The following is a 20,122-nucleotide window of genomic DNA, read 5'->3' on the forward strand; positions in this document are numbered from 1 at the left end:
CCTCCTCTCGCTGCTTCTCTGTACTTACTCGTCGTCCGCACCGGAATCCGGCTTTTCGGCCGGTGGGTCGCCCGACAGGACCGTGTCCGTCACGGTCACCATCGCGTGCCGCAGGATCCGCTCACCGAGCCGGTATCCCTTGCGCAGCACCGTGTCCAGCACCGGGTTGGCGCCGTCGCCCTCCATGTGCACGGCCTCGTGGATCTCCGGGTCGAAGGCGTCGCCCGGGTCACCGAAGGGCTGGAGCCCCAGGCCCGACAGGACGCCGGTCAGCTTGTCCGCCACCGACTTCAGCGGCCCCTGCTCGAGGTCGCCGTGCGCGCGGGCCCGGTCGAGGTCGTCCACGACGTCGAGCAGCTGGGTGACCACCGAGGCCTTGGCCGCCTCGGTCGTGACCACCCGCTCGCGCTCCACCCGACGCCGGTAGTTGGCGTACTCGGCGGTGAGGCGCTGCAGATCCGCGGTGCGCTCGGCCAGCTGAGCCGATCCGGGCGACGGCTCGGCCGCGAGCGCGGCCTCCTCGTGTTCTCCCGCAGCCGGAGCTTCGGTGTCCGTCTCCTCCACAGGCTGCGACCGGGCGTCCGGGTCGCGAACCTCGAAGGTGTCGGGGTCGATCCGACGCTTGTCGGTGACGGTCACCGGCTCCTGCTCGGGCTGCCCCGCCGTCACTTCTTCTCCGAGTCGGTCGGCTCGTCGACGACCTCGGCGTCGACGACGTCGTCCGAGCCCGCAGCCGCGCCGTCACCGGCGGCAGCACCCGCGTCGGCGGCCTGCGACTCGTACAGGGACTGACCGAGGGCCTGCGACTCCGTCGCGAGCTTCTCGACGGCGGTCTTCACCGCGGCGATGTCCGTGCCGGCGAGCGCGTCCTTGGTCTCCTTGATCGCGGACTCGACCTTGCCCTTGGCGTCGGCAGCGACCTTGTCCTCGTTCTCCTGGAGGAACTTCTCGGTCTGGTGCACGAGCGACTCGGCCTGGTTGCGGACCTCGGCCTCCTCGCGACGCTTGCGGTCCTCCTCGGCGTGCGCCTCGGCGTCCTTGATCATCCGGTCGATCTCCTCCTTGGAGAGGCCGGAGCCCTCCTGGATCTTGATCGTGTTCTCCTTGCCGGTGCCCTTGTCCTTCGCGGTGACGTGCACGATGCCGTTGGCGTCGATGTCGAAGGTCACCTCGATCTGCGGGACGCCGCGCGGAGCCGGGGCGATGCCACCGAGTTCGAACGAGCCGAGCAGCTTGTTGTGCGCCGCGATCTCGCGCTCACCCTGGAAGACCTGGATCTGCACCGACGGCTGGTTGTCGTCGGCCGTGGTGAAGGTCTCCGACCGCTTGGTCGGGATGGTGGTGTTGCGCTCGATGAGCTTGGTCATCACGCCGCCCTTGGTCTCGATGCCGAGGGACAGCGGGGTGACGTCGAGCAGCAGCACGTCCTTGACCTCGCCCTTGAGGACGCCGGCCTGCAGGGCGGCGCCGACGGCGACGACCTCGTCCGGGTTCACGCCCTTGTTGGGCTCACGGCCACCGGTCAGCTCACGCACCAGGTCGGTGACGGCAGGCATACGGGTCGAGCCGCCGACCAGGACGACGTGGTCGATGTCCTTGACGGAGATGCCGGCGTCCTTGATGACCTGCTGGAACGGCGCGCGGGTGCGGTCGAGGAGATCGGAGGTGATCTTCTGGAACTCGCTGCGCGAGAGCTGCTCGTCGAGGAACAGCGGGTTCTTGTCCGCGTCGACCGTGATGTACGGGAGGTTGATGGACGTCGACTGCGAGCTCGACAGCTCGATCTTCGCCTTCTCCGCGGCCTCACGCAGACGCTGCAGGGCCATCTTGTCCTTGGTCAGGTCGACGCCGTGCTGCGCCTTGAACTTCTCGACCAGCCAGTCGACGACGCGCTGATCCCAGTCGTCACCGCCGAGGTGGTTGTCGCCGGAGGTCGCGCGGACCTCGACGACGCCGTCGCCGATCTCGAGCAGGGACACGTCGAAGGTGCCGCCGCCGAGGTCGAAGACCAGGATGGTCTGTTCCTTCTCACCCTTGTCCAGGCCGTAGGCGAGGGCAGCGGCCGTGGGCTCGTTGACGATGCGCAGGACGTTCAGGCCGGCGATCTGCCCGGCTTCCTTGGTGGCCTGCCGCTGTGCGTCCTCGAAGTAGGCGGGGACGGTGATGACGGCGTCGGTGATCTCCTCACCGAGGTAGGCCTCGGCGTCGCGCTTGAGCTTCATGAGCGTGCGCGCGCTGATCTCCTGGGAGGTGTACTTCTTGCCGTCGATCTCCACGGTCCAGTCGGTGCCGATGTGGCGCTTGACCGAGCGGATGGTGCGATCGACGTTCGTGACCGCCTGGTTCTTGGCGGGCTGGCCGACCAGCACCTCGCCGTTCTTGGCGAAGGCGACGACCGACGGGGTGGTGCGCGATCCCTCGGAGTTGGCGACCACTACGGGCTCGCCGCCCTCCAGCACGGAAACGACGGAGTTGGTGGTTCCGAGGTCGATACCGACCGCACGAGCCATAGTGCTTCTCCATTCTTCGCTGCGACACATCCGTGCCACATGGGTGTTCATGCACAACCTGAGCCGATCCGACTCAGCTGAGCGCAGTCGACTCAAGCTTGCACCCGTCCGGAAGTCCCAGTCAAGTCAAAGTTGAGTCGCTGTCGCTCAAGTTGTCTGCTTTCTCCAACGGCACACCACCGCGGGTTGTTCCCTTCGTGACTCGGATCACACAAAATGGCGAAGGCTACGATCCCGGAGTGAGCACACGCCCGCAGCCGCCTCGCCCCGAGTTCTCGGTCACCCCGCTCCGCACAGCCGACACCCCCGGCCCCCGCGTCGGCGCCGCAGTCTCGGCCTGGGGCCTGTCGTTCGTCGTCTTCGCCGGACTCCTCGGCGCCGTCTACCTCGACCGCGAATCCGTCCGGGACGCCCTCGAGCAGTCGCTGCGGAGCGCCAACCCCGGCACCACCGCCGCGAGCATCGCCGACACCGTCGCCCTCACCCTCACCGGCTTCGCCGCCGCCGGCCTGCTCCTCGTCGCGGTCGCCGCCGTCTTCCTCGAGCTCCTGCGCCGCGGCCGACCCTGGGCCCGCCCCGCACTCGCCGTCGTCTCCGTCGCCACCGTCGTCACGGCCGTCGCCGCCCGCAGCGTCCTCGCCGACGCCGGCGACGCCACCGCCGGCGTCCTGCTGTGGGCTCCCCTGCTGTGGGCCGGGCTCACCGTCGTCGGCGCGGTCGCGACCTGGCGTCGCTGACCCACTGCTCGTCGCGCACGAAAGTGCCTCATGCGCGCGTTCTCACGCGCGCATGAGGCAGCGACGCGCGCAAGGAGTTGTCCACAACCGGCGGCTTCATCCACAGATCCGGCCCGCACGCCGCCGAGCGCGCGCGACCGACGGATGTCCACCCCACTCTGGTCGGCATGAACGACCCGACACCACTACGACGTGCGGACCTGCTCGCGTCCGGACACACACCCACCGAACTACGCAACGCGCTGCGCACGGGACGCCTGCGCAGGATCGCTCCCGGCATCTATCTTCGGCGGCACGAGACCGACGGCCTCGACGACGTCGACCGGCACCGGCTGCGCGTGCAGGCCCTGGCCCCCGCGCTGGACGCCGACGCGGTCTTCAGCCACGTCTCGGCCGCCGTCCTCCACGGCTTCGACCTGTGGAACGTGGACCTCTCCCGCGTGCACGTCACCCGCGGGCGCACGTCGGGCGGTCGCCGGACCCCCCACCTGCACGTCCACGTCGGCGGGTACGGGGCCGACGAGATCGCCACGTGCGACGGACTGCCGGTCACCTCCGCCGCCCGCACCGTCGTCGATCTGGCCCGCACCCTGCCCTCGGACCACGCCACGGTGATCGGCGATTCGGCACTGCGGTTGCGTCGCGTCGACCCCGGCGCGCTGTCCGTCGCCCTGGCAACTGCGGGGACGAAGGCCGGAATCGCCTCCGCACGGCGGGTGGTGCCCTTCCTGGACGGACGCAGCGAAAGTCCCGGTGAATCCCTGAGCAGGCTGCGGATGCGCGACGCCGGAATGCCCCGGCCGCAGTTGCAGCACGAGCTGCGGACCGGCGACGGCCGGTTCGTCGCGCGCACCGACTTCTACTGGGAGGGAATCGCCGGCGAGTTCGACGGCATGGGGAAGTACGGTGCCGACGAGCCCGGTGCGACCGCCGAGATCGTCCGCCGGGAGAAGCTGAGGGAGGACGCCATCCGGCAGCTCGGTTTCGAAGTGATCCGATGGACGTGGCCGGATCTGTTCCGTTTCCATGTCGTGCAGGCGCGGTTCGAGCAGGCGGCACAGCGGGCGCGACGCTGAAGCCCCCAAGCCTTGCGCGCGAAAGTGCCTCTTGCGCTTGTTCTTACGCGCGCAGGAGGCACCGACGCGCGCATCAGCCCGCGACGTCGGCGAGGATGCCCTCGCCGCTGCGGGCCGCCACGCTGCACGCGTTCGCGGTGAACCGGTCGAGCAGGGGGTGCTCGGCCCGGGCGCGCCAGGTGCGGACGGCGGCGACGCCCGCGGCGTGGATCTCGGCGACGGTCGCATCCGGCGCGAGACCCAGGCGCTGGGCCGGGCCGATACCGAAACCGCCGATCAGGCGCTGCAGTTCGAGCACGTCGTCCTCGCTCAGGGTGACCCGGGTCGAGCGCAGGCGGCCGAGCAGGCGCAGCTCGGTGAAACCGTGGACGTCGGCGAGCAGCCGCTGCACGGAGGCGAGCAGGGGGCCGTCGTGGTGGGCGCGCAGGACCCGTTCGAGCGACATCAGCGCCGAATGGGCCTTGAGCTGATCGGCGCGCTGGCCGAACTGCACGTCGATCACCTGGCGCAGCTCGTCGAGCCCGCTGCGCGCCACCAGCTCCGCGGCCAGCGTCGGCGAGTCCCGCACCCCGAGACCGATCAGCGTGACGGCCATGCGGATCCCGAACAGGCCGAACCGGTCGACGAGGTGCGCCCGGGTGCCCGGATCGACGGGCAGCGTGATGTCGGGGCGGGCGAACCGATCCGCCGACAGCATCGCCACCTGAAGGTCCTGCGACGGCACCTGCGCGAGCGCCTCGAACGCGGCGAACTCGCTCTGCCGCAACGTCCGCGCGCCCAGCGCGAGCAGCCCCGCGACCGGCACGACGGCCTGGCACAGTCCGGTGCGCTCGAGCTCACCCGCGAACCGGGCCGCAACCTCCTTGGCCGACATCATCGCGTCCATGCGGCCCGCGCCGACCTCGTCGGCGCGGGAGACCACACCGATCACGCCGAGCGGCCCGGATTCGCCGCCCACGTGCTGGCCGATCCGGCCGAGGAACTGCACGTCGGCGGCCCCGAGGGTGCGCATCAGGTAGACGACGGCGTCGGCGCCGGAGGCGTCGTCGTCGGGGGTCAGCAGTTCGAACGTCCGGGCCGAGACGTCCTGTGACAGCGACGACGTGCCCGGCGTGTCGATGATCGTGGTCTGGGACAGCGCACTGGCCGGCCATTCGACGTCGATCCGGTCCACCCGGTCCGCGGTCAGCTCTCCGAGATCGAAGGTGAGCCGGCCGTCGCGGCGCTGCACCGGCACCGGCAGGATCCGGTCGCCGTCGTAGTGGGCGGTGACCGAGGGGGTCGAGCCGCTGCGGTACCACGTGACGACGCGCGTGCACTCGGTGGCATCGGTGGGGGCGATGTCCTGCCCGACGAGGGCGTTGAGCAGCGTCGACTTGCCGGCCTTGAGGGACCCGGCGAGCGCGACGCGCAGCGGCTGTTCGAGCCGCGCCGCGCACAGCGCGAGCTGCTCGGCAGCGCGCGGGTCGCTTCCGTACCGGGCACGCGCGGCCGCGACGAGCTCGCGGGCCTGCTCGACACTCACGCGTCGGCCCCGGCCAGCTGTGCGGCCCGTTCGCGCAGCGCGGTCAGCGCACGCACGTGCGTCTCGAGTTCGGCGACGCGGCGCTGCCGCTGCGCTTCCTCGACCGTCGCGGCCTCCTGCGCGGCGCGCAGCGACTCGGACAGCGACCGCAACGTCTGCTCGGCCAGCTCGGTGAAGTGGTCGCGCAGCTGGCGCTGGATCAGCCGGAGCCGGTCCTTCGACTCCTTGCCCACCTGGAAGCCGACGTCGTCGGTGAACTTGCGGATGGCGACCTTCGCGTCGGCCCGGCGTTTGACGATGCGTGCCTGCTTGTCGTCGCGATAGGCCTTGGTGCCGAGCACAACTCCCGCGCCGACGGAGATCGGGTTGACCAGGGCCATACCCATGAGCGTGGTGATCAGCCCGAACATGAGCACGCCGCCGTAGGAGCCCTTCATTCCCACGAGCATCTTCTGGCCGACACCGATGCGGCCCGATTCGAGGTCCGAGAGCCGGGAGACGGGCTCGAGCAGCCCCTCCAGGTCGCCGAGGTGCAGGTCCGGCAGGTCCACGGCACCGCTGTCGGCGAAGTGCCCGGCGACGACCTCGGCGAGCCACACCGAACGCTCGTGGGCCCACACGAAGTTGTCGCCGACGGATTCGGCGACCTGCTCACCGAGCCATTCCCCGATCCGCGGCCATTCCTCGCCCGGGTCGCATTCGTCGACGGTGGCTTCGGCCTCGCGGGTGACGCGGCGCAGCCGGTCCCGCAGGTCGTGGTCGATGTCGGCGGCGAGGTCCGCGATCCCGTCGGCCAGGGTCTGCTGCCACTGGGCGGCCCGCGTGCGCAGCGCCTCCGCGGCGGCCTTGGCCCGCTGCAGCTCCGCGACGGCCGCCGCACCGGTCTCGGGATCGCGCAGCGCCGCCAGCTCGCTGCCCAGGCTCAGGGCGACGTGCTCGACGACCGACTTCACATCCAGCGCGACGGAACGCCGGGCGACGTCGGCGCCGCGCGCGACGACCCGCTCGCGGAGGAACCCGTAGACCGATTCGAAGCCCGACTCCTCGTGCAGCGACGCGTCGTCGAGGCGCAGGGCGTGACTGCGCAGCAGCGACGAGACGGGCAGCAGGGGCACGTCGAGGCCCGCGCGCTGCAGGTGCCCACGGTCCGCGGCGACGATCTCGCGCCAGTGCGGGTACAGGTCCGTCTTGGTGATCAGCACCGCCGCGGCGGGGCACAGCTGCAGCACCTGCCGCAGGAAGCTCAGTTCCGGCTCGGTGAACTCCTGGCTGGCGTCGGAGACGACGAACACCGCGTCGGCGGCCGGAAGCAGGCCCAATGTTGCTGCGGCGTGCGGGTTTCCGTGCCCGCCGACGCCGGGTGTGTCGACGAGGACGAGGCCGTCGGCCAGCAGCGGGCTCGGCACGTTCACCTCGAGGCGGAGCACCTCGCGCCCGCCCGCGCGCGGCGTGGCGGGCGTGACGCGCTGCAGCTCGTCGACGGGCAGGTCCACCCGGACGGGATCGCGGCCGGGCTCGGCGAGCACGAGTTCGGCGAAGGTGCGGTCCGCGTTCTGCACGACGGTGGGGACGGCGGTGGTCTCGTCGTCGCCGACCGAGCACACCTCGAGGTTGAGGAGCGAGTTCACGAACTGGCTCTTGCCCTGTTTGAGCTGGCCGACGACGACGACCCGCAGGCGCGGGTCGACGACGCGGGTGCGCGCCGCCTCGAGCCTCGTGGCGAGGTCTCCGCGCTCGGCGGCGCGGATATGTTCGGCGGCCGCGTCGATCAGTTCGACGAGGGCCGCGCGGCGAGCGGCGGCATCTGCGGAGGACGTGTGCATGGTGATCGCTTCGACTCGCCTTCTGTCGGAGTGCGGGCTGCACCGAGATTATGTCCTCTGCAAAGAACGCCGGCCCCGCGTGGTGCACGCGGGGCCGGCGTCGGGGTTCGTGCAGAGTAGGTCAGCCGAGGAAGGTGTCGAAGTCCGGGTCGGTGTCCGCGCCGGCACCGGCGTCGATCCCGCCGTGCAGGTCGGCGCCGGTTTCGGCGGAACCGAACAGGCCACCGGTGCCGCCGGCGCTGCCGAAGGCGTCACCGGCGTCGATGGACGACCAGGCACCGGTCGCGCCGTCGGCGGTGCCCGAGAGCTGGCCGCCGAGCTGCGAGGTGCTCTCGACCGCACCGCCGAGGCCGGCACCGAGCGAGCCGCCGGCGTCGGTGGCTCCCTCGACACCGCCGGTGACGGCGCCCCCGACCTGCGACGCGCCGCCCGCGGCGCCGTCGAGGCCGGCGCCGAGGCTGCCGCCCAGGTCGGTCGCACCGGCCAGGCCACCGGCCAGCTCGCCGCCCAGGTCGGCCGCTCCGCCGAGACCACCGGCCAGGCCCCCACCGAGACCCGCACCCAGATCCGCGGCGCTGTCGAGCCCACCCGTCAGACCACCGGCCAGCTCGCCACCCAGGTCGGCCGCTCCGCCGAGACCACCGGCCAGGCCCCCACCGAGACCCGCACCCAGATCCGCGGCGCTGTCGAGCCCACCGGCCAGACCACCGGCCAGCTCGCCACCCAGATCGGCCGCCCCGCCGAGACCACCGGCCAGACCCCCACCCAGATCCACCGCACCGCCGAGACCACCGGCCAGACCCCCACCGAGGCCCGCACCCAGATCCGCCGCACCGTCGAGCCCACCCGTCAGACCACCGGTGAGATCACCTGCCGCTTCGCCGCCGCCGGCGAGCTGCCCGCCGAGGTCGAGCGCACCGTCGAGGGCGTAGCCGAGCTGGCCGGTCAGGTCGGCGTCGACGCCGAGCCCGCCGCCGATGGTGGTGGCCAGTTGCGAACCGAGGTCCACGGTGGAGTCGACGGTGCCACCGAGGCCCGCCTCGAGCACGCCACCGAGGCCCGCCTCGAGCACGCCACCGAGCGCGGAACCGAGATTCGCGCCGGCCTCCCCGCCGACGGAGAACGCGGAGGCGAGCACCGCGGACAGGGTGCCGTCGGCGCTCGATTCGACGGACGCGGACAGGTCGAGCGCGACGTCGAGGGCGTTGCCGAGTTCGAGGGTGGCGGAGTTCTCGAGGCCGAGCGCGCCGCCGAGCAGCCCGCCGACCGCGGTGCCGAGGTCCAGGTCGCCGCCGGCGTCGCCGCCGAGGAGGGCGCCGAGGTCGACGCCCCCGACGAGCCCCCCGTCGGCGCCGGCCTCGAGCACGGCGCCGAGCGTGCCGCCGAGATCACCGGCGACGGAACCACCGGCCTCGAGCAGAGCCGACAGGGAGGCACCGAGTCCGGCGGTCACGCCGGTGACGGCGTCGAGACCGCCGCCGAGGTCCAGACCGCCGGCGAGGCCGGTTCCGAGTTCGAGGACGGAGTCGAGGGCGCCGCCGAGCTGCGCGGTGAGTTCGGTGCCCAGCCCGAGCGTGCCGCCGAGGGTCGCGCCGACGGCCGTCGCGAGGTCCGCGCCTCCGGCGAGGGCCGCCTCGACGGCGGCGGAGAAGTCGCCGCCCGCGGCGAGTGCCGTGTCGAGCAGCCCGCCCAGCGCCCCGCCGAGCTGGCCGCCGAGCTCGCCACCGACCCCGAAGGCGGCCTCGAGTGCACCGGACAGGTCGAGCGCCGTCCCGGCCGTGGCGCCGAGCGCCGCATCGAGCGCTGCGCCCAGGTCCGCGACGACTCCGGTTGCGGCATCGAGTCCGAGACCGCCGGCGAGTGCCCCGGAGAGCACCGCGCCCAGGTCCAGGTCGCCCGCCAGGTCCACGGCACCGGAACCGATGCCGCCGAGGGCACCGCCCGCGCCGAGGGCCGCGCCGAACGCCGCGCCGAGGGCGGCACCGAGATCACCGCCGAGTTCCAGGGCCGCGCCCAGTGTGCCGGTGAGGCCGGCGGCCAGCTCGGCCGCGAAGTCGGTGTCGATACCGAGGCCGCCGCCGAGTCCACCGCCGACGGCACCCGCGAGGCCGAGCCCCGCACCGCCAGCGAGACCGAGACCCGCACCGCCGGCCAGACCCCCGGCGAGACCACCGGCCGCACCGGCCCCGATGGCACCGGCCGCACCGGCTCCGATGGCGCCGGCCGCGCCCGCCGCCCCGCCGAGCGCCGCGGTCAGCTCGGCGGCCGTGCCCGCGAACAGTCCGCTGTCGGCGACGAGGGGCGCGACGGCGACGATGTCGGCGTGGCACACGTCGGCCAGCCCGGCCTGGGCCAGGGCGGCGTCGGGGTTCGCGCAGTAGCGGGCGAGGGCCTCGTCGTCGCGCAGCAGGCTGAGGATGAAGTCGAGCACAGCGTTGGTGGACATCGCATCTCCTGGGGTCGGTGTTCTGCGATTCACGCTACGAACGGCCGGTCCCCCGCCCAAGGGGGCCGAGACCCCCCTCGGTCCGGGGCCCGTACGGGGGTGCGCATTAGGGGATCGGGGCGGACAGGGGGATCGCCCCCGCACCAGGGTCGAAGGTCTCGTATCGGGCTAACGACATCGTGTCCGATTACGACATTCAACGCGACACGGCGGATACGTCCGCCCCGAACAGGGAGCGAAACGACATGGCAGCAGGGCTCGGAGTCACGATCGGTTCGGCGGATTCGGTGGCGGCCACCGCGTTCGATCGCGCCGACACGTACCGTCCGGTCGTCCTGTCCCGTGCCAGCGAACTGCACCTTCCCCCCGACGACGCGCCGCACCTCGGTCACCGGCCGGCCGCCCCGGGGGCGCTGGTGTTCACCGACTTCGTGAGCCGCGTCGGGGATCCCGTCGGTGTGCTCGCCGACAACGGAGCGTCGTACTCCGGGGCGGACCTGACCGCGACGGCGATCGGCTGCCTGGTGCACGAGGCCTCGCTCGACCTGCCGGAGGCCCCCGCGATCACGGTGGCGCACCCGGCGACCTGGGCCGGTTACACCGTCGACGCGCTGCGCGAGGCCCTGTCGCGGGCCGGGCTCGCGGACGTGACGCTGATGCCCGAGCCGATCGCCGCGGTGCGCTGGCTCGAGGCCACCCGGGGTCCCCTCGGCGACGGGGTGGTCGTCGTCTACGACCTGGGCGCCCGCACGCTCGACGTCTCGGTGGTACGCACCGGCGCCGAACCGGTTCTTCTCGGCCGTCCGATCGCGAGCGAGGACGTGTGCGGCGGTCACCTCGACCATCTGGTCACCACCCATCTGCTGGACACCGTGCGCGACGACGTCCCCGACTTCGATCCGTTCGCCGCGCCGATGACGGCGGCGCTGGCGGAGCTGCGTACCCGGTCGAGAGCCGCGAAGGAGCAGCTGTCGACCGACACCGAGACGGTCGTCGCGATCGATCTGCCCGGGGTGCGGCGGGACGTGCGTCTCGTACGCGACGAGTTCGAGGAACTGGCCCGCGGCCCGCTGCAGGCGTCGACGGCGCTGGTGCACGAGGCGCTGCGCGGGGCCGGGGTCGAGCCGTCGGATGTGGGGCGGGTGCTGCTCACCGGTGGCGGCGGCGCGATCCCTCTCGTCGCCGAGCTGCTCTCGGCGGAGCTGGGCGTCGCGGTGGTGGCCGGGCCGCATCCGGCCCACACGGCGGCCCTCGGGGCGGCCCAGCCACGGGCGGGAACCGCGGTCGCCGCCCCGGTGGACGACGATGTGCCCACCACCGTGCTGCCGGTGACGACCGCCCGGCCGACCGAGGCGATCTCGCCGGTCCGCCCGGCCGTCGTCCCCGCCCCGGCTCCGGCCGCCGCGGCGGCTGCGGCTCCCTTCCGGTCGCGGCGCTACGTGCTCGCGGGGGCCGCGGCCGCTGCGCTCGTTCTGCTCGGTGCGGGTGGTCTCGCGGTGGGGACGCTCGGCACGTCCGACGCCTCGGAGGCCGGCGTCGGCGCCGCCACTTCCGCGACCGTCCCGGGCGCGACCCCCGCCTCGGCCGGGGGGCCGGCGACGACCGCGACCACCGGCTCCGGCACGAGCAGTGCCGTGCCCGCGACGACACCGGGCACGCGGGCCGCGGCCACGGCGGCGACGCCCGGGGCGCCCGGGACCGTCGCCCCTGCCGGGTCCGTTCCCGCGGGCACCACCGCGCCCGGTGCGGCGCCGGGCGCACCGGCCCCCGGCACCGTCGCCCCGGGCACCGTCGCCCCGGGCACCGTCGCCCCCGTCCCCACGACGACCCCTCCCCCGGCTCCCGCTCCCGCCCCGGCACCGGCTCCCGCGCCGGCGCCCGCCCCGAACTACGGTTCCCAGGTCGGTGATGCCCTCGGCGGTGCCGGTGAGGGTGCCGGTGCGGTCGTCGGCGGCGCCGGCAACGCGGTCGGCGGTGTCGTCGAAGGGGTCGGCGGCGCCGTCGGTGGCGTCGTCGACGGCGTCGGCGGACTTCTCGGCAACTGACCGATGCCGCAACCCGTTTCCCTGCCGCGCGACGTCGCGCACGCCGTCGCCGCGAGTCCTCCCCGGCTGCTGCTCGCCGGTCCCGCCGGCAGCGGCAAGTCCGCGTTGCTGTCCTCGGTGCGGCAGACGCTCGCCGATCGGGGCCTCACCGTCGGCACCGATCCGGATTCGCCCGCGACGTCGGCGCTGGTGGTCGACGACGCACACACCCTGCCCGCCGAGTCCGTCCTCGCGCTCGCCGAGCAGGCGCGGCGCGGCGAGCGGGCGGTGGTCGTCGCGACGGAACCGCGGCCTCACCGCGGCGATCTGCGCGCGCTGTCGTCCGCGTTCGGCACGCACTCGGCGCTCGTCGAACTGCGCCCCCTCAGCCCACGCGAAATCGCCGGTCGGGCAGCGACTCTCGGACTCACGCCGCGTCCGGAACCGATCCGCGCGGTGCACCGCCTGACCGGCGGGACCCGCGACGTCGTGGACGCGGCCCTCGTGGCACTGCGCGACGGCACCGATCCCCGACGGGCCGCCGCGGCCCGCGTCCGGGACCGGCTCGCCGGTGGCGACCCGGACCTGCCCCGGGTGCTGGTCCTCGCCGCCCTCGGCGGCACCCTCGATCCGCTCGAGGTCGCCTCCGTCCTCGGCGTCGAGGCGGACCGCGCGCGGGAGCTCGTCGACGCCGCGCGAGCCAGTGGCCTGCTCACCGTCGACGGCGACGTCCCGATCCCCGCGGCCGCCGCGGTGCCCGCCACCGTCCTCGGATCCCACGGCATCCGCACGCTCGCGCACCGGCTGGCGGCGCTGCGTCTCGACGCGGGGCTGCTGTCCGCCGACACCGCCCGCGCCCTCGCCGACGCGGGCGTGGCCGACGCCCGTCTCGCGGACCGTCTCGTGACGCTCGCCGCCGAGGCCGCGCCCGCGCAGGCCCTCCCGCTGTACGACGCCGCGATCCGCGCCGGTGCCGACGCCGACGCACTCGATGTGCGCCGCGCCGAGACCGCCGGGCTCGCCGGTGATCTCGCCACCGCCGCACAGCTCACCGATCGGCTGCTCGACCGGGCCGCAACCCTGCCCGGCGACGAGCTGACCGCCGCGACCCGCATCGCCGCGACCGTCGCCGCGCGCCGCGGCATGCTCGGTCGCAGCGCGGATCTGTACGAGTGGCTCGGACCCGAACGCGCGGGTGCCGATGCGCCCGTCGCCGCGACGGTGCTGCTCGCCGCGGGCCGTCCCGGCGCCGCTGCCCGGTTCGGCACGGCTGCGCCGGCACCGACGTCGTCCGCCGCGGCGGCGCAGCTGCTGGCCGCCGGCCTGCGCGAGTCCGTCGGTGGCGACGGGCGCGTCGCGATGAACAGCCTCACGCGGGCCCTGTCCGTGCACGGCACCGGCGACCGGACGCGGCTGCTGCCGGACACCCCGGAGGCGGTCACGGCACTGCTGTGCCTGCATTCCGGCGAACTCGGCCATGCCGCCGCCGTGCTCGGCCGCCCCAGCACCGTGCCGTCCGTGCGGCACCGCCTGCTCGCGGCGTGGACGGCGCTGATCGGCGGGGACCTGCCGGTGGCCACGGCCGCCGCCGACGAGCTCGCCCCCTCGGCGACCGAGCAGCGGGACCAGCTGTTCCTGCACGGGCTGCGGGTGGGTCTGGCCCGCCGCGGCGGCGACGTCGGCGCGCTGACCGCCGCCTGGACCGCGGCGCAGGGCGTGGTGGCCGCATACTCGGTGGACCTGCTGAGCCTGCTGCCCCTCGGCGAGTTGTGGCTCGCAGCGGTCCGGCTCGGCGAGGCCGACCGCATCGCCCATCTGGTCGCTCAGGCGCAGGAGCTCCTGTCGACCCTCGGTGAACCGCCGCTGTGGGGCGCGACGCTGCACTGGTACGGGGTGCAGGCGGCCATCGCCGCGGACCGGCCCCCGGAGCTGTTGCCGCACGCCCGCGCGCTCGGGTCGGCGGCGGAGTCCACCGCCTACGCGGCCGCCCTGGCGCGGGCCGGGCAGGCGTGGCTGCGGGTGCTGCAGGGCGACGCCGATCCGGCGCGGGTGCAGGCGGCGGCGGAGTCACTCGCCGCGATCGGCCTGCCCTGGGACGGGGCACGACTGGCCGGCGAGGCCGCGTTGCGGGTGGGCGACACCGCGACGGCGACGGCCTTGCTGCAGGTCGCACGGGCGGTGCGGCACCCGTCGGCCGCGCCGCGCTCCCCCGCGCCGGCGCCCGCTGCCGCCGCGCCGACGGCCCCGAGTCCCCTGTCGGATCGGGAGGCGGAGGTCGCCGACCTCGTCGTCGCCGGACTGACCTACCGCGAAGTAGGGTCCCGCCTGTACATTTCCGCGAAGACTGTCGAGCATCACGTCGCGCGCATCCGGCGGCGGCTCGGCGCCGGCTCGCGATCGGAGCTCATCTCGATGCTCCGCGCGCTCGGGCACGGGGCCGAGGCTCGGCAACCGGCAACCAGTGGGAACGGGGGGACTTCCGCATGTCCGTAGGCGTGGGCCTGAAAGTCGGCACCACCGTGTCCGCCGTGGCCGTCACCTCCGCCGAGGGCATCCGTCCCGACCCCGAACCGGTCGAACGCCTCACCCACTTGCACCTGCACTCCGACGGCACGGCCACACTCGGCGTCCGCGACCCCGGTGCCGGCGGGTGCAGCTCCTTCGCCGGCTTCGTCGACCGTGTGGGCGACCCGGCCGGGGTGCGCGCCGAGGACGGTGCGCTCTCCCGCGCCGAGGACCTCGTGGCGACCGCGATGGAATGCCTCCTCGCCGACGCCGCGCCCCTGGTCGGCGACGCCCCGGCGACGGTGGCCGCCGCGCATCCCACCGAATGGTCCCCGGCCACCGTCGCGGTGCTGCGCAACGCCCTCGACTACGTCGGGTTGCGGCACGTCGCCCTCATCTCCGACGCCGAGGCCGTCGCGGCGTGGTTCGAGGCGCGGGTCGCGCAGCAGAGCGGTCGGCTCGTCGCCGTCTATCACCTCGACGCCGGCGGATCGACGGTGACGCTCGTGCGTTCCGGTGTCGCCGCAGGCCGCGCGTTCCGCTATCCGGAGGGCGACGCCCCGTCGGTGCCCGCGCAGCTGTCGGCCGCGCTCGGTGCGTTCGGCTGGCTCGTCAGCAACCTCGATGCCGTCGTGATCAGCACCGAGGACCCCGTGGACCCGTCGGCGGCACAGCTCGTCGCGCAGGCCGTGAAGGCCGGGATGGGCGTGCGGTGCGTGCTGCCGCCGCAGCCGCAGCACACGGTGGTGCGGGGCGCGGCGCTCGCGGCCGCGGCCGGATCGGCGGACATGGTCGGCGCCACCCGGATCATCCCGGCGGTCCGCTCGGCCGCCGCCGCACGCACACCGCTCGAGCCCCCTGCCGCCCCCGAACCCCGTGTCGCCCCCGAACCCCGTGCCGACGCCGGCCCCGCCGTCGCGGCGACCGTCACCGACCGGGGATCCGCCGAGCCGGACCGCGTCCCACCCAACCGGCTCGTCGTCAGCGGCGCCGTCGCGGCAGCCGTCGCGCTGCTCGTGGGAATGGGTGCCCTGGTGTTCTCGCTGCGGGACACCCCGGCGGAGACCCCCGTGCGGGAAGCGGGCGCCGCCTACGAGTCGCTGTCGAGCGCCGTGCAGGTGCCGTCGACCACCGGGACACCGACCGGTACCACCGCCGCCCCGGCGACCACCCCCGACGCGGCGCCGGTCGCCGTCGACTCGGGGCCCGTCGACTCGTGGCCCGTCGTCACCGAGCCGCTGCCCGCGGCCGCGGTCGCCCCGTCGACCCGGTCCACCACGTCCCGCCCGGCACCCACCACCACCACGCGTTCGACCACGGCCGAACCCACCACGAGCGCGGCCACCCGGGAACGGGACCGGCCCACCCGGACGACGACCCCCACCGCCACCACGACCGTCGCGCCGACCACGACGGTCACGTCCACGCCCACCGGAACCACGGAACCGGACCCAACGGACACCACCGGTTCCGAGGCACCGGAGTGAGACCAACCGTCCCGTACGCTGTCACACGGTCGTGTTCGCTCCCGCGGCACGATCACGCACGAAACCCGTCAACACATTCTCGAAGGGCCCCCATGCGTTACTCGTCGGCGTCGCGCGCCGCTGCTCGTACCACCGTCCGCCGTGTCGTCGTCGCTGCGGCGTCGGCGCTGCTGCTGGCCGGGCCGCTCGCCGCGACCGCCCACGCGGCCCCGGCCGACCAGCTGCCGGTGGATCAGCTGCCCGCCGAACTCGTCGAGGCCATCAGCCGGGACCTGAAGATCAGCGCCGACGAGTACCTCGAGCGGTCCGAACGCGCCCAGGAACTCGCGGACTACGCGCGCACCTTCCGCGCCGAACGGCCGGACGACTTCGCCGGGGCATGGCTGGGCACCGACGGTAAGCCCGTCGTCGCGGTCACCAACCCCGACGCTGCCCGGCAGGCCGAGAACGACGGCTACCACGTCACCGTCGCGCCGGTGTCCGCGGACGGACTCGAGCGGTCCCTCGCCGAGCTGAACCGCTGGGTCGCCGCGCTGCCCCGCGAACTGGCCTCCCAGGTGAACTCGACGTCGATCGACGTGTTCAACAACCGGCTGATCGTCGACATCGCCAACAGCCCCGCCGGCCGTGCCCTGAACCTGCCGACGCTCATCGCCAACGTCCAGGTCATGCTCACTCCCGGCCAGCCGCCGAACGAGCCGGGCCCGCTCGGGGGCGACACCTACATCACCGCCGACGGCGACGTCCGCTCGACGCCGCTCGACCGCATCGGCGTGTGCTCGTTCGGCTTCAACGCCGTCGACGCCGACGGGTCGGCCGTCAACATCACCGCCGGCCACTGCGACGCGGTCGCCCGCGAGGACGGCGGCTCCACCGTCTACCTGCCCAACCGGGAGAACATCGACGAGAGCGTGAAGATCGGCGCGTTCACCCGCTCGACCGTCGGCGAGGGCAGCACCCTGGACTACGGCATCATCGGCCTCGACCAGGCGGGCGTGGACGTCGGCCTGAACCGGCCCGTGATCCGCGGCGGCAACGGCTCGACGCTCACCGTCACCGGCACCGCGGCGCCCGTCGCCGGCGCCCCGGTGTGCAAGTCCGGGCAGTCGTCGTACTTCACGTGCGGCATCGTCGCCGCCGACCGGATCGAGACCCAGCTGGTCCGCGCCGACGGCACGAGCACCACGATCCGGGGCTTCGCGACCACCGCCTGCACCCTCTCCGGCGACAGCGGCGGCGCCATCGTCACCGGCACCCTCGCACTCGGGGTGATCAGCGGCTCCAACAGCTCCGGCGCACCGGACTGCGTGGAAGCCAACCTCGTCCTCGCCCCGCAGGGCGGCACGTCCAGCCTGGGCATCGCGATCCAGGACATCGAGGCCGAGACCGGCGCGCGGGTGCGCACCGGCGCGGCGGCCTGACCGGTTCGCGCGGCTGGGTGTACACGCCGCCGAGCCCCTATGATCGTCCCGTCCAGCACCGGCCCGCCCGGGGCCGGCATCTCCGCGCACCGTCGCGGAGATCAACGAGGAAGGCATCCATGCGACGCTCCTTCGCCCGTCGAGCAGCGGTCTACGGTTCGGCAGCGCTCATGCTGTTCGGCCCCGCCGCCGCCATCGCCCAGGCCGAACCGGCCCCGATCGAGGCGACGGCGCTGCCGAACGAACTCGTGGAGGCGCTGGCCCGGGACCTGCAGATGAGCCCCGAGCGGTACCTGACGGACGCTGCCCGCAGCCAGGAGCTGGCCCGCTTCGCCGAGACGGCGCGGGAGCAGTTCGCTGCCGTGTTCTCCGGTGTGTGGCTCGAGCAGGACGGCACGCCGAAGGTGGGGCTGACCGAGGGTGAGGGCTACGACGCCGCCCGCGAGGCCGCCGAGGACGCCGGATTCACCGTCGAGGACACCGACCGCACCGAGACGCAGCTGCGCGACGAACTGAAGGCGCTGAACGACTGGCTGGCCACCCAGCCGCCCGCCGTCGCCGACCTGGTGCGCGGCGTCGCCATCGACGTCGTGCACAACGACGTCGTGCTGCGCACCGAGAACGTCGCCGGGATCGAGCTGCCCGACTTCCTGCAGGGCGCCCGGGTGCTGTTCGCGCCCGCACCGCTCGTCCCGGAGCCGGCCGCAGGAGACCTGCAGCCCGTCGCCGATCTCGCCGCCCCCACGGCCCTGTTCGGCGGGGACGCCTACGCCGCCCTCGGCGCCGGCGATGGTCTGCGCTGCTCGCTCGGCTTCAACGCCGTCGACGGCTCGGACCGGCCGGTCAACATCACCGCCGGGCACTGCGACCCGAACCGGCCGTCCGCCGGCACCGAGTACGCGTCGAAGGTGTACCACCTGATCGGCGAGGAACTCGGCCAGCAGCTCGGCACCTTCGAGAAGACCAGCCTGGACGGCCACGACTACGCCCTGATCCGGCCCACCGCCGAGGCACAGGGCCGGTTCGAGAACAACGGGGTGCGGGTGCCGCTCGCGGCGCCGCTGCCGATCACCGGTATCGCCGAGCCCGTCGTCGGTGCGCCCGCGTGCAAGTCCGGCGTCCGCTCGGGCTACAGCTGCGGTGTCGTGACCGCGGCGGGTCAGACCGTCGAGGTCGGCCACCGGGTGCTGAGGGACGGCTTCTCCACCAACCTGTGCGCCCTGCAGGGCGACAGCGGCGGCACGATCGTCACCGGCACCCTCGCCCTGGGCATCTCCAGCGCCTCGAACGTCGGCCAGTACGGCATGTGCGAGATCGCCGGCGTGGTCAGCGGTCTGCTCGGCGAGTCGCCGGAGCTGTTCGCGACGCCGATCTCCGCGGTCCTCGCCGAGAACCCCGGGTTGCGCGTGCGCACCTGGTGATCGTCGCTCTGTGAGAGCGTCACTGTGAGTGGTCCACGAGGGCCCGCCTCCGACCGGAGGCGGGCCCTCGTGCTGTGCGGCGTGTCGCACCGGGCGCGACGATCGGAAACCAGCCGACCGGTTTAGGATCCTGAGCGTCCCGAAGTCCGGCTGCGGAGTGTTCCGCGGCCGGACTGTTGCATATCCCGGCGTCCGCTGACGGCCGGTTCGACAGAAGGTGAGTGGCCGGTGTCAACAGATCTGTTGCTGGTCGGGGTCGATGTGGTGGTCTATGCCGCCGAGCTCGTGGTGCACCTTTTCCGGCTGATCACCCTCAACTCCTGAGGATGCCGAGAGAAAACGACTGCGGCCCCGCCACCGGAACGGTGACGGGGCCGCAGTGGCTTTGGCGCGAGAACTACTTCTCGGCCCACTCCGTGGTGCCCGGGGGCGCCATGAGGGTGTTGATCAGGCCGATACCCGCAACGACCAGGGTCGGACCACCGGCGACGATGGTGCCGATGATGCCGCCGATGGTGGCACCCGGGATGCAACCGACGCCGACTCCGACGATGCAACCCGCGATCGCACCGATGATGGTGCCGACCAGACCGCCGACGGCGGTCGCGATGCCCAGCTGCGAGGCGAAGTTCTGCTGCGCCTTCAGGTTCTCCTCGGGCGAGGCGACGTCGTTCAGCTTCAGGCTGACGGGGTTGAGACCCGGAGCCACCTTGTCCTCGGGCTCGACCGGGGTGGCCTTGGCCGGGTCGACGACCGGGGTCAGGGTGAGGGTCTTGCCGTCCTCGCTGATCTCCCGCTCGAACGGCAACTGAAGGTCGCCGAGCTGGATGGCCAGCGGCAGGCTCACGACGGCGTTGCCGTCGCTGTCCTGCAGTTCCACACTCTTGCCGTCGCCGGACACGGCGAACGAACCGGCGTCGATGACGGTGACGACGGAGTCGCCCTCCGCCTTGGTCTCGTAGTTGATCTTCTCCGGTGCCGTGACCGCCGGAGCGGCGTAGGACGTGCCGGCGGTGAGGCCGACGGCAGCGATGGTCATCGCCGCCACGGCGGCGAGCTTCCTGAACTTCATTCGATTCCGTTCTGTGACTTCGGCGCACGCCCCCGACGGACGCCCCCCAAGTTCTGACACCAATGCGCCCCTGCG

At 73.5% G+C, this 20,122-nt stretch carries 13 protein-coding genes; 7 read left to right on the forward strand and 6 right to left on the reverse strand.

Going from position 1 to position 20,122, the window contains the following annotated elements:
• Positions 1 to 24: 24 nt before the first annotated feature.
• Positions 25 to 669 (reverse strand): nucleotide exchange factor GrpE, encoded by a 645-nt coding sequence (grpE, locus tag ACWPQI_RS19170; RefSeq protein ID WP_474738435.1) that lies wholly within the window; start codon positions 667 to 669, stop codon positions 25 to 27.
• Positions 666 to 2,510 carry a molecular chaperone DnaK gene (dnaK, locus tag ACWPQI_RS19175; RefSeq protein ID WP_010593257.1) on the reverse strand — a complete coding sequence of 615 codons (1,845 nt, stop codon included), beginning with the start codon at positions 2,508 to 2,510 and terminating at the stop codon, positions 666 to 668. The genes grpE and dnaK overlap by 4 nt, the downstream gene beginning before the upstream one ends.
• A gap of 239 nt (positions 2,511 to 2,749) precedes the next feature.
• On the opposite strand from dnaK, the gene ACWPQI_RS19180 reads away from it, so the two are divergent.
• Together ACWPQI_RS19180 and ACWPQI_RS19185 are read left to right on the forward strand one after the other, a co-directional pair.
• Entirely contained in the window at positions 2,750 to 3,247 is a 498-nt protein-coding gene (locus tag ACWPQI_RS19180) for a hypothetical protein (RefSeq protein WP_064066541.1), read from the forward strand.
• Between the two features lie 167 nt (positions 3,248 to 3,414).
• Positions 3,415 to 4,323, forward strand: a complete 909-nt coding sequence (locus tag ACWPQI_RS19185; protein WP_064066542.1) for a type IV toxin-antitoxin system AbiEi family antitoxin domain-containing protein — start codon at positions 3,415 to 3,417, stop codon at positions 4,321 to 4,323.
• A gap of 73 nt (positions 4,324 to 4,396) precedes the next feature.
• On the opposite strand, the gene ACWPQI_RS19190 is transcribed toward ACWPQI_RS19185, so the two are convergent.
• The 3 genes from ACWPQI_RS19190 to ACWPQI_RS19200 all read right to left on the reverse strand — a co-directional run bounded on the left by ACWPQI_RS19190 (position 4,397) and on the right by ACWPQI_RS19200 (position 10,117).
• Positions 4,397 to 5,848, reverse strand: coding sequence for a dynamin family protein (locus ACWPQI_RS19190; protein ID WP_017680759.1), 1,452 nt, complete (start codon positions 5,846 to 5,848; stop codon positions 4,397 to 4,399).
• Positions 5,845 to 7,671: a dynamin family protein gene (locus ACWPQI_RS19195; RefSeq protein ID WP_010593261.1), complete on the reverse strand. Its 1,827-nt coding sequence runs from the start codon at positions 7,669 to 7,671 to the stop codon at positions 5,845 to 5,847. The genes ACWPQI_RS19190 and ACWPQI_RS19195 overlap by 4 nt, the downstream gene beginning before the upstream one ends.
• A 121-nt stretch (positions 7,672 to 7,792) precedes the next feature.
• Entirely contained in the window at positions 7,793 to 10,117 is a 2,325-nt protein-coding gene (locus tag ACWPQI_RS19200; protein ID WP_474738436.1) for an IniB N-terminal domain-containing protein, read from the reverse strand.
• Positions 10,118 to 10,362: 245 nt separating this feature from the next.
• Here ACWPQI_RS19200 and ACWPQI_RS19205 point away from each other — a divergent pair, with 245 nt between their 5' ends.
• The 5 genes from ACWPQI_RS19205 to ACWPQI_RS19225 all read left to right on the forward strand — a co-directional run bounded on the left by ACWPQI_RS19205 (position 10,363) and on the right by ACWPQI_RS19225 (position 18,975).
• Positions 10,363 to 12,162 carry an Hsp70 family protein gene (locus ACWPQI_RS19205; RefSeq protein ID WP_119699991.1) on the forward strand — a complete coding sequence of 600 codons (1,800 nt, stop codon included), beginning with the start codon at positions 10,363 to 10,365 and terminating at the stop codon, positions 12,160 to 12,162.
• A 3-nt stretch (positions 12,163 to 12,165) separates the two neighbouring features.
• Positions 12,166 to 14,634, forward strand: a complete 2,469-nt coding sequence (locus ACWPQI_RS19210; RefSeq protein ID WP_474738437.1) for a LuxR C-terminal-related transcriptional regulator — start codon at positions 12,166 to 12,168, stop codon at positions 14,632 to 14,634.
• Complete coding sequence (locus ACWPQI_RS19215) at positions 14,625 to 16,133, forward strand: hypothetical protein (RefSeq protein WP_474738438.1); 1,509 nt, start codon at positions 14,625 to 14,627, stop codon at positions 16,131 to 16,133. The genes ACWPQI_RS19210 and ACWPQI_RS19215 overlap by 10 nt, the downstream gene beginning before the upstream one ends.
• Positions 16,134 to 16,225: 92 nt before the next feature.
• Positions 16,226 to 17,554, forward strand: a complete 1,329-nt coding sequence (locus ACWPQI_RS19220; protein ID WP_040270590.1) for a S1 family peptidase — start codon at positions 16,226 to 16,228, stop codon at positions 17,552 to 17,554.
• A 119-nt stretch (positions 17,555 to 17,673) separates the two neighbouring features.
• Positions 17,674 to 18,975: a S1 family peptidase gene (locus ACWPQI_RS19225; protein WP_040270589.1), complete on the forward strand. Its 1,302-nt coding sequence runs from the start codon at positions 17,674 to 17,676 to the stop codon at positions 18,973 to 18,975.
• A gap of 397 nt (positions 18,976 to 19,372) precedes the next feature.
• Here the strand turns inward: ACWPQI_RS19225 and ACWPQI_RS19230 are convergent, their stop codons facing one another.
• The gene (locus tag ACWPQI_RS19230; protein WP_017682337.1) at positions 19,373 to 20,047 is read right to left on the reverse strand and encodes a DUF8020 domain-containing protein; all 675 of its coding nucleotides are present in this window, start codon (positions 20,045 to 20,047) and stop codon (positions 19,373 to 19,375) included.
• Positions 20,048 to 20,122: the final 75 nt, after the last annotated feature.

Source organism: Rhodococcus sp. LMD (assembly GCF_056108245.1).

What these genes read in the sequence shown, in the direction of transcription:
- ACWPQI_RS19210 (WP_474738437.1), top strand. Translation starts at nt 12,166, where the DNA reads ATGCCGCAACCCGTTTCCCTGCCGCGCGACGTCGCGCACGCCGTCGCC.
- ACWPQI_RS19230 (WP_017682337.1), bottom strand. Translation starts at nt 20,047, where the DNA reads ATGAAGTTCAGGAAGCTCGCCGCCGTGGCGGCGATGACCATCGCTGCC.
- ACWPQI_RS19200 (WP_474738436.1), bottom strand. Translation starts at nt 10,117, where the DNA reads ATGTCCACCAACGCTGTGCTCGACTTCATCCTCAGCCTGCTGCGCGAC.
- dnaK (WP_010593257.1), bottom strand. Translation starts at nt 2,510, where the DNA reads ATGGCTCGTGCGGTCGGTATCGACCTCGGAACCACCAACTCCGTCGTT.
- ACWPQI_RS19205 (WP_119699991.1), top strand. Translation starts at nt 10,363, where the DNA reads ATGGCAGCAGGGCTCGGAGTCACGATCGGTTCGGCGGATTCGGTGGCG.
- ACWPQI_RS19225 (WP_040270589.1), top strand. Translation starts at nt 17,674, where the DNA reads ATGCGACGCTCCTTCGCCCGTCGAGCAGCGGTCTACGGTTCGGCAGCG.
- ACWPQI_RS19185 (WP_064066542.1), top strand. Translation starts at nt 3,415, where the DNA reads ATGAACGACCCGACACCACTACGACGTGCGGACCTGCTCGCGTCCGGA.
- ACWPQI_RS19215 (WP_474738438.1), top strand. Translation starts at nt 14,625, where the DNA reads ATGTCCGTAGGCGTGGGCCTGAAAGTCGGCACCACCGTGTCCGCCGTG.
- ACWPQI_RS19220 (WP_040270590.1), top strand. Translation starts at nt 16,226, where the DNA reads ATGCGTTACTCGTCGGCGTCGCGCGCCGCTGCTCGTACCACCGTCCGC.
- ACWPQI_RS19195 (WP_010593261.1), bottom strand. Translation starts at nt 7,671, where the DNA reads ATGCACACGTCCTCCGCAGATGCCGCCGCTCGCCGCGCGGCCCTCGTC.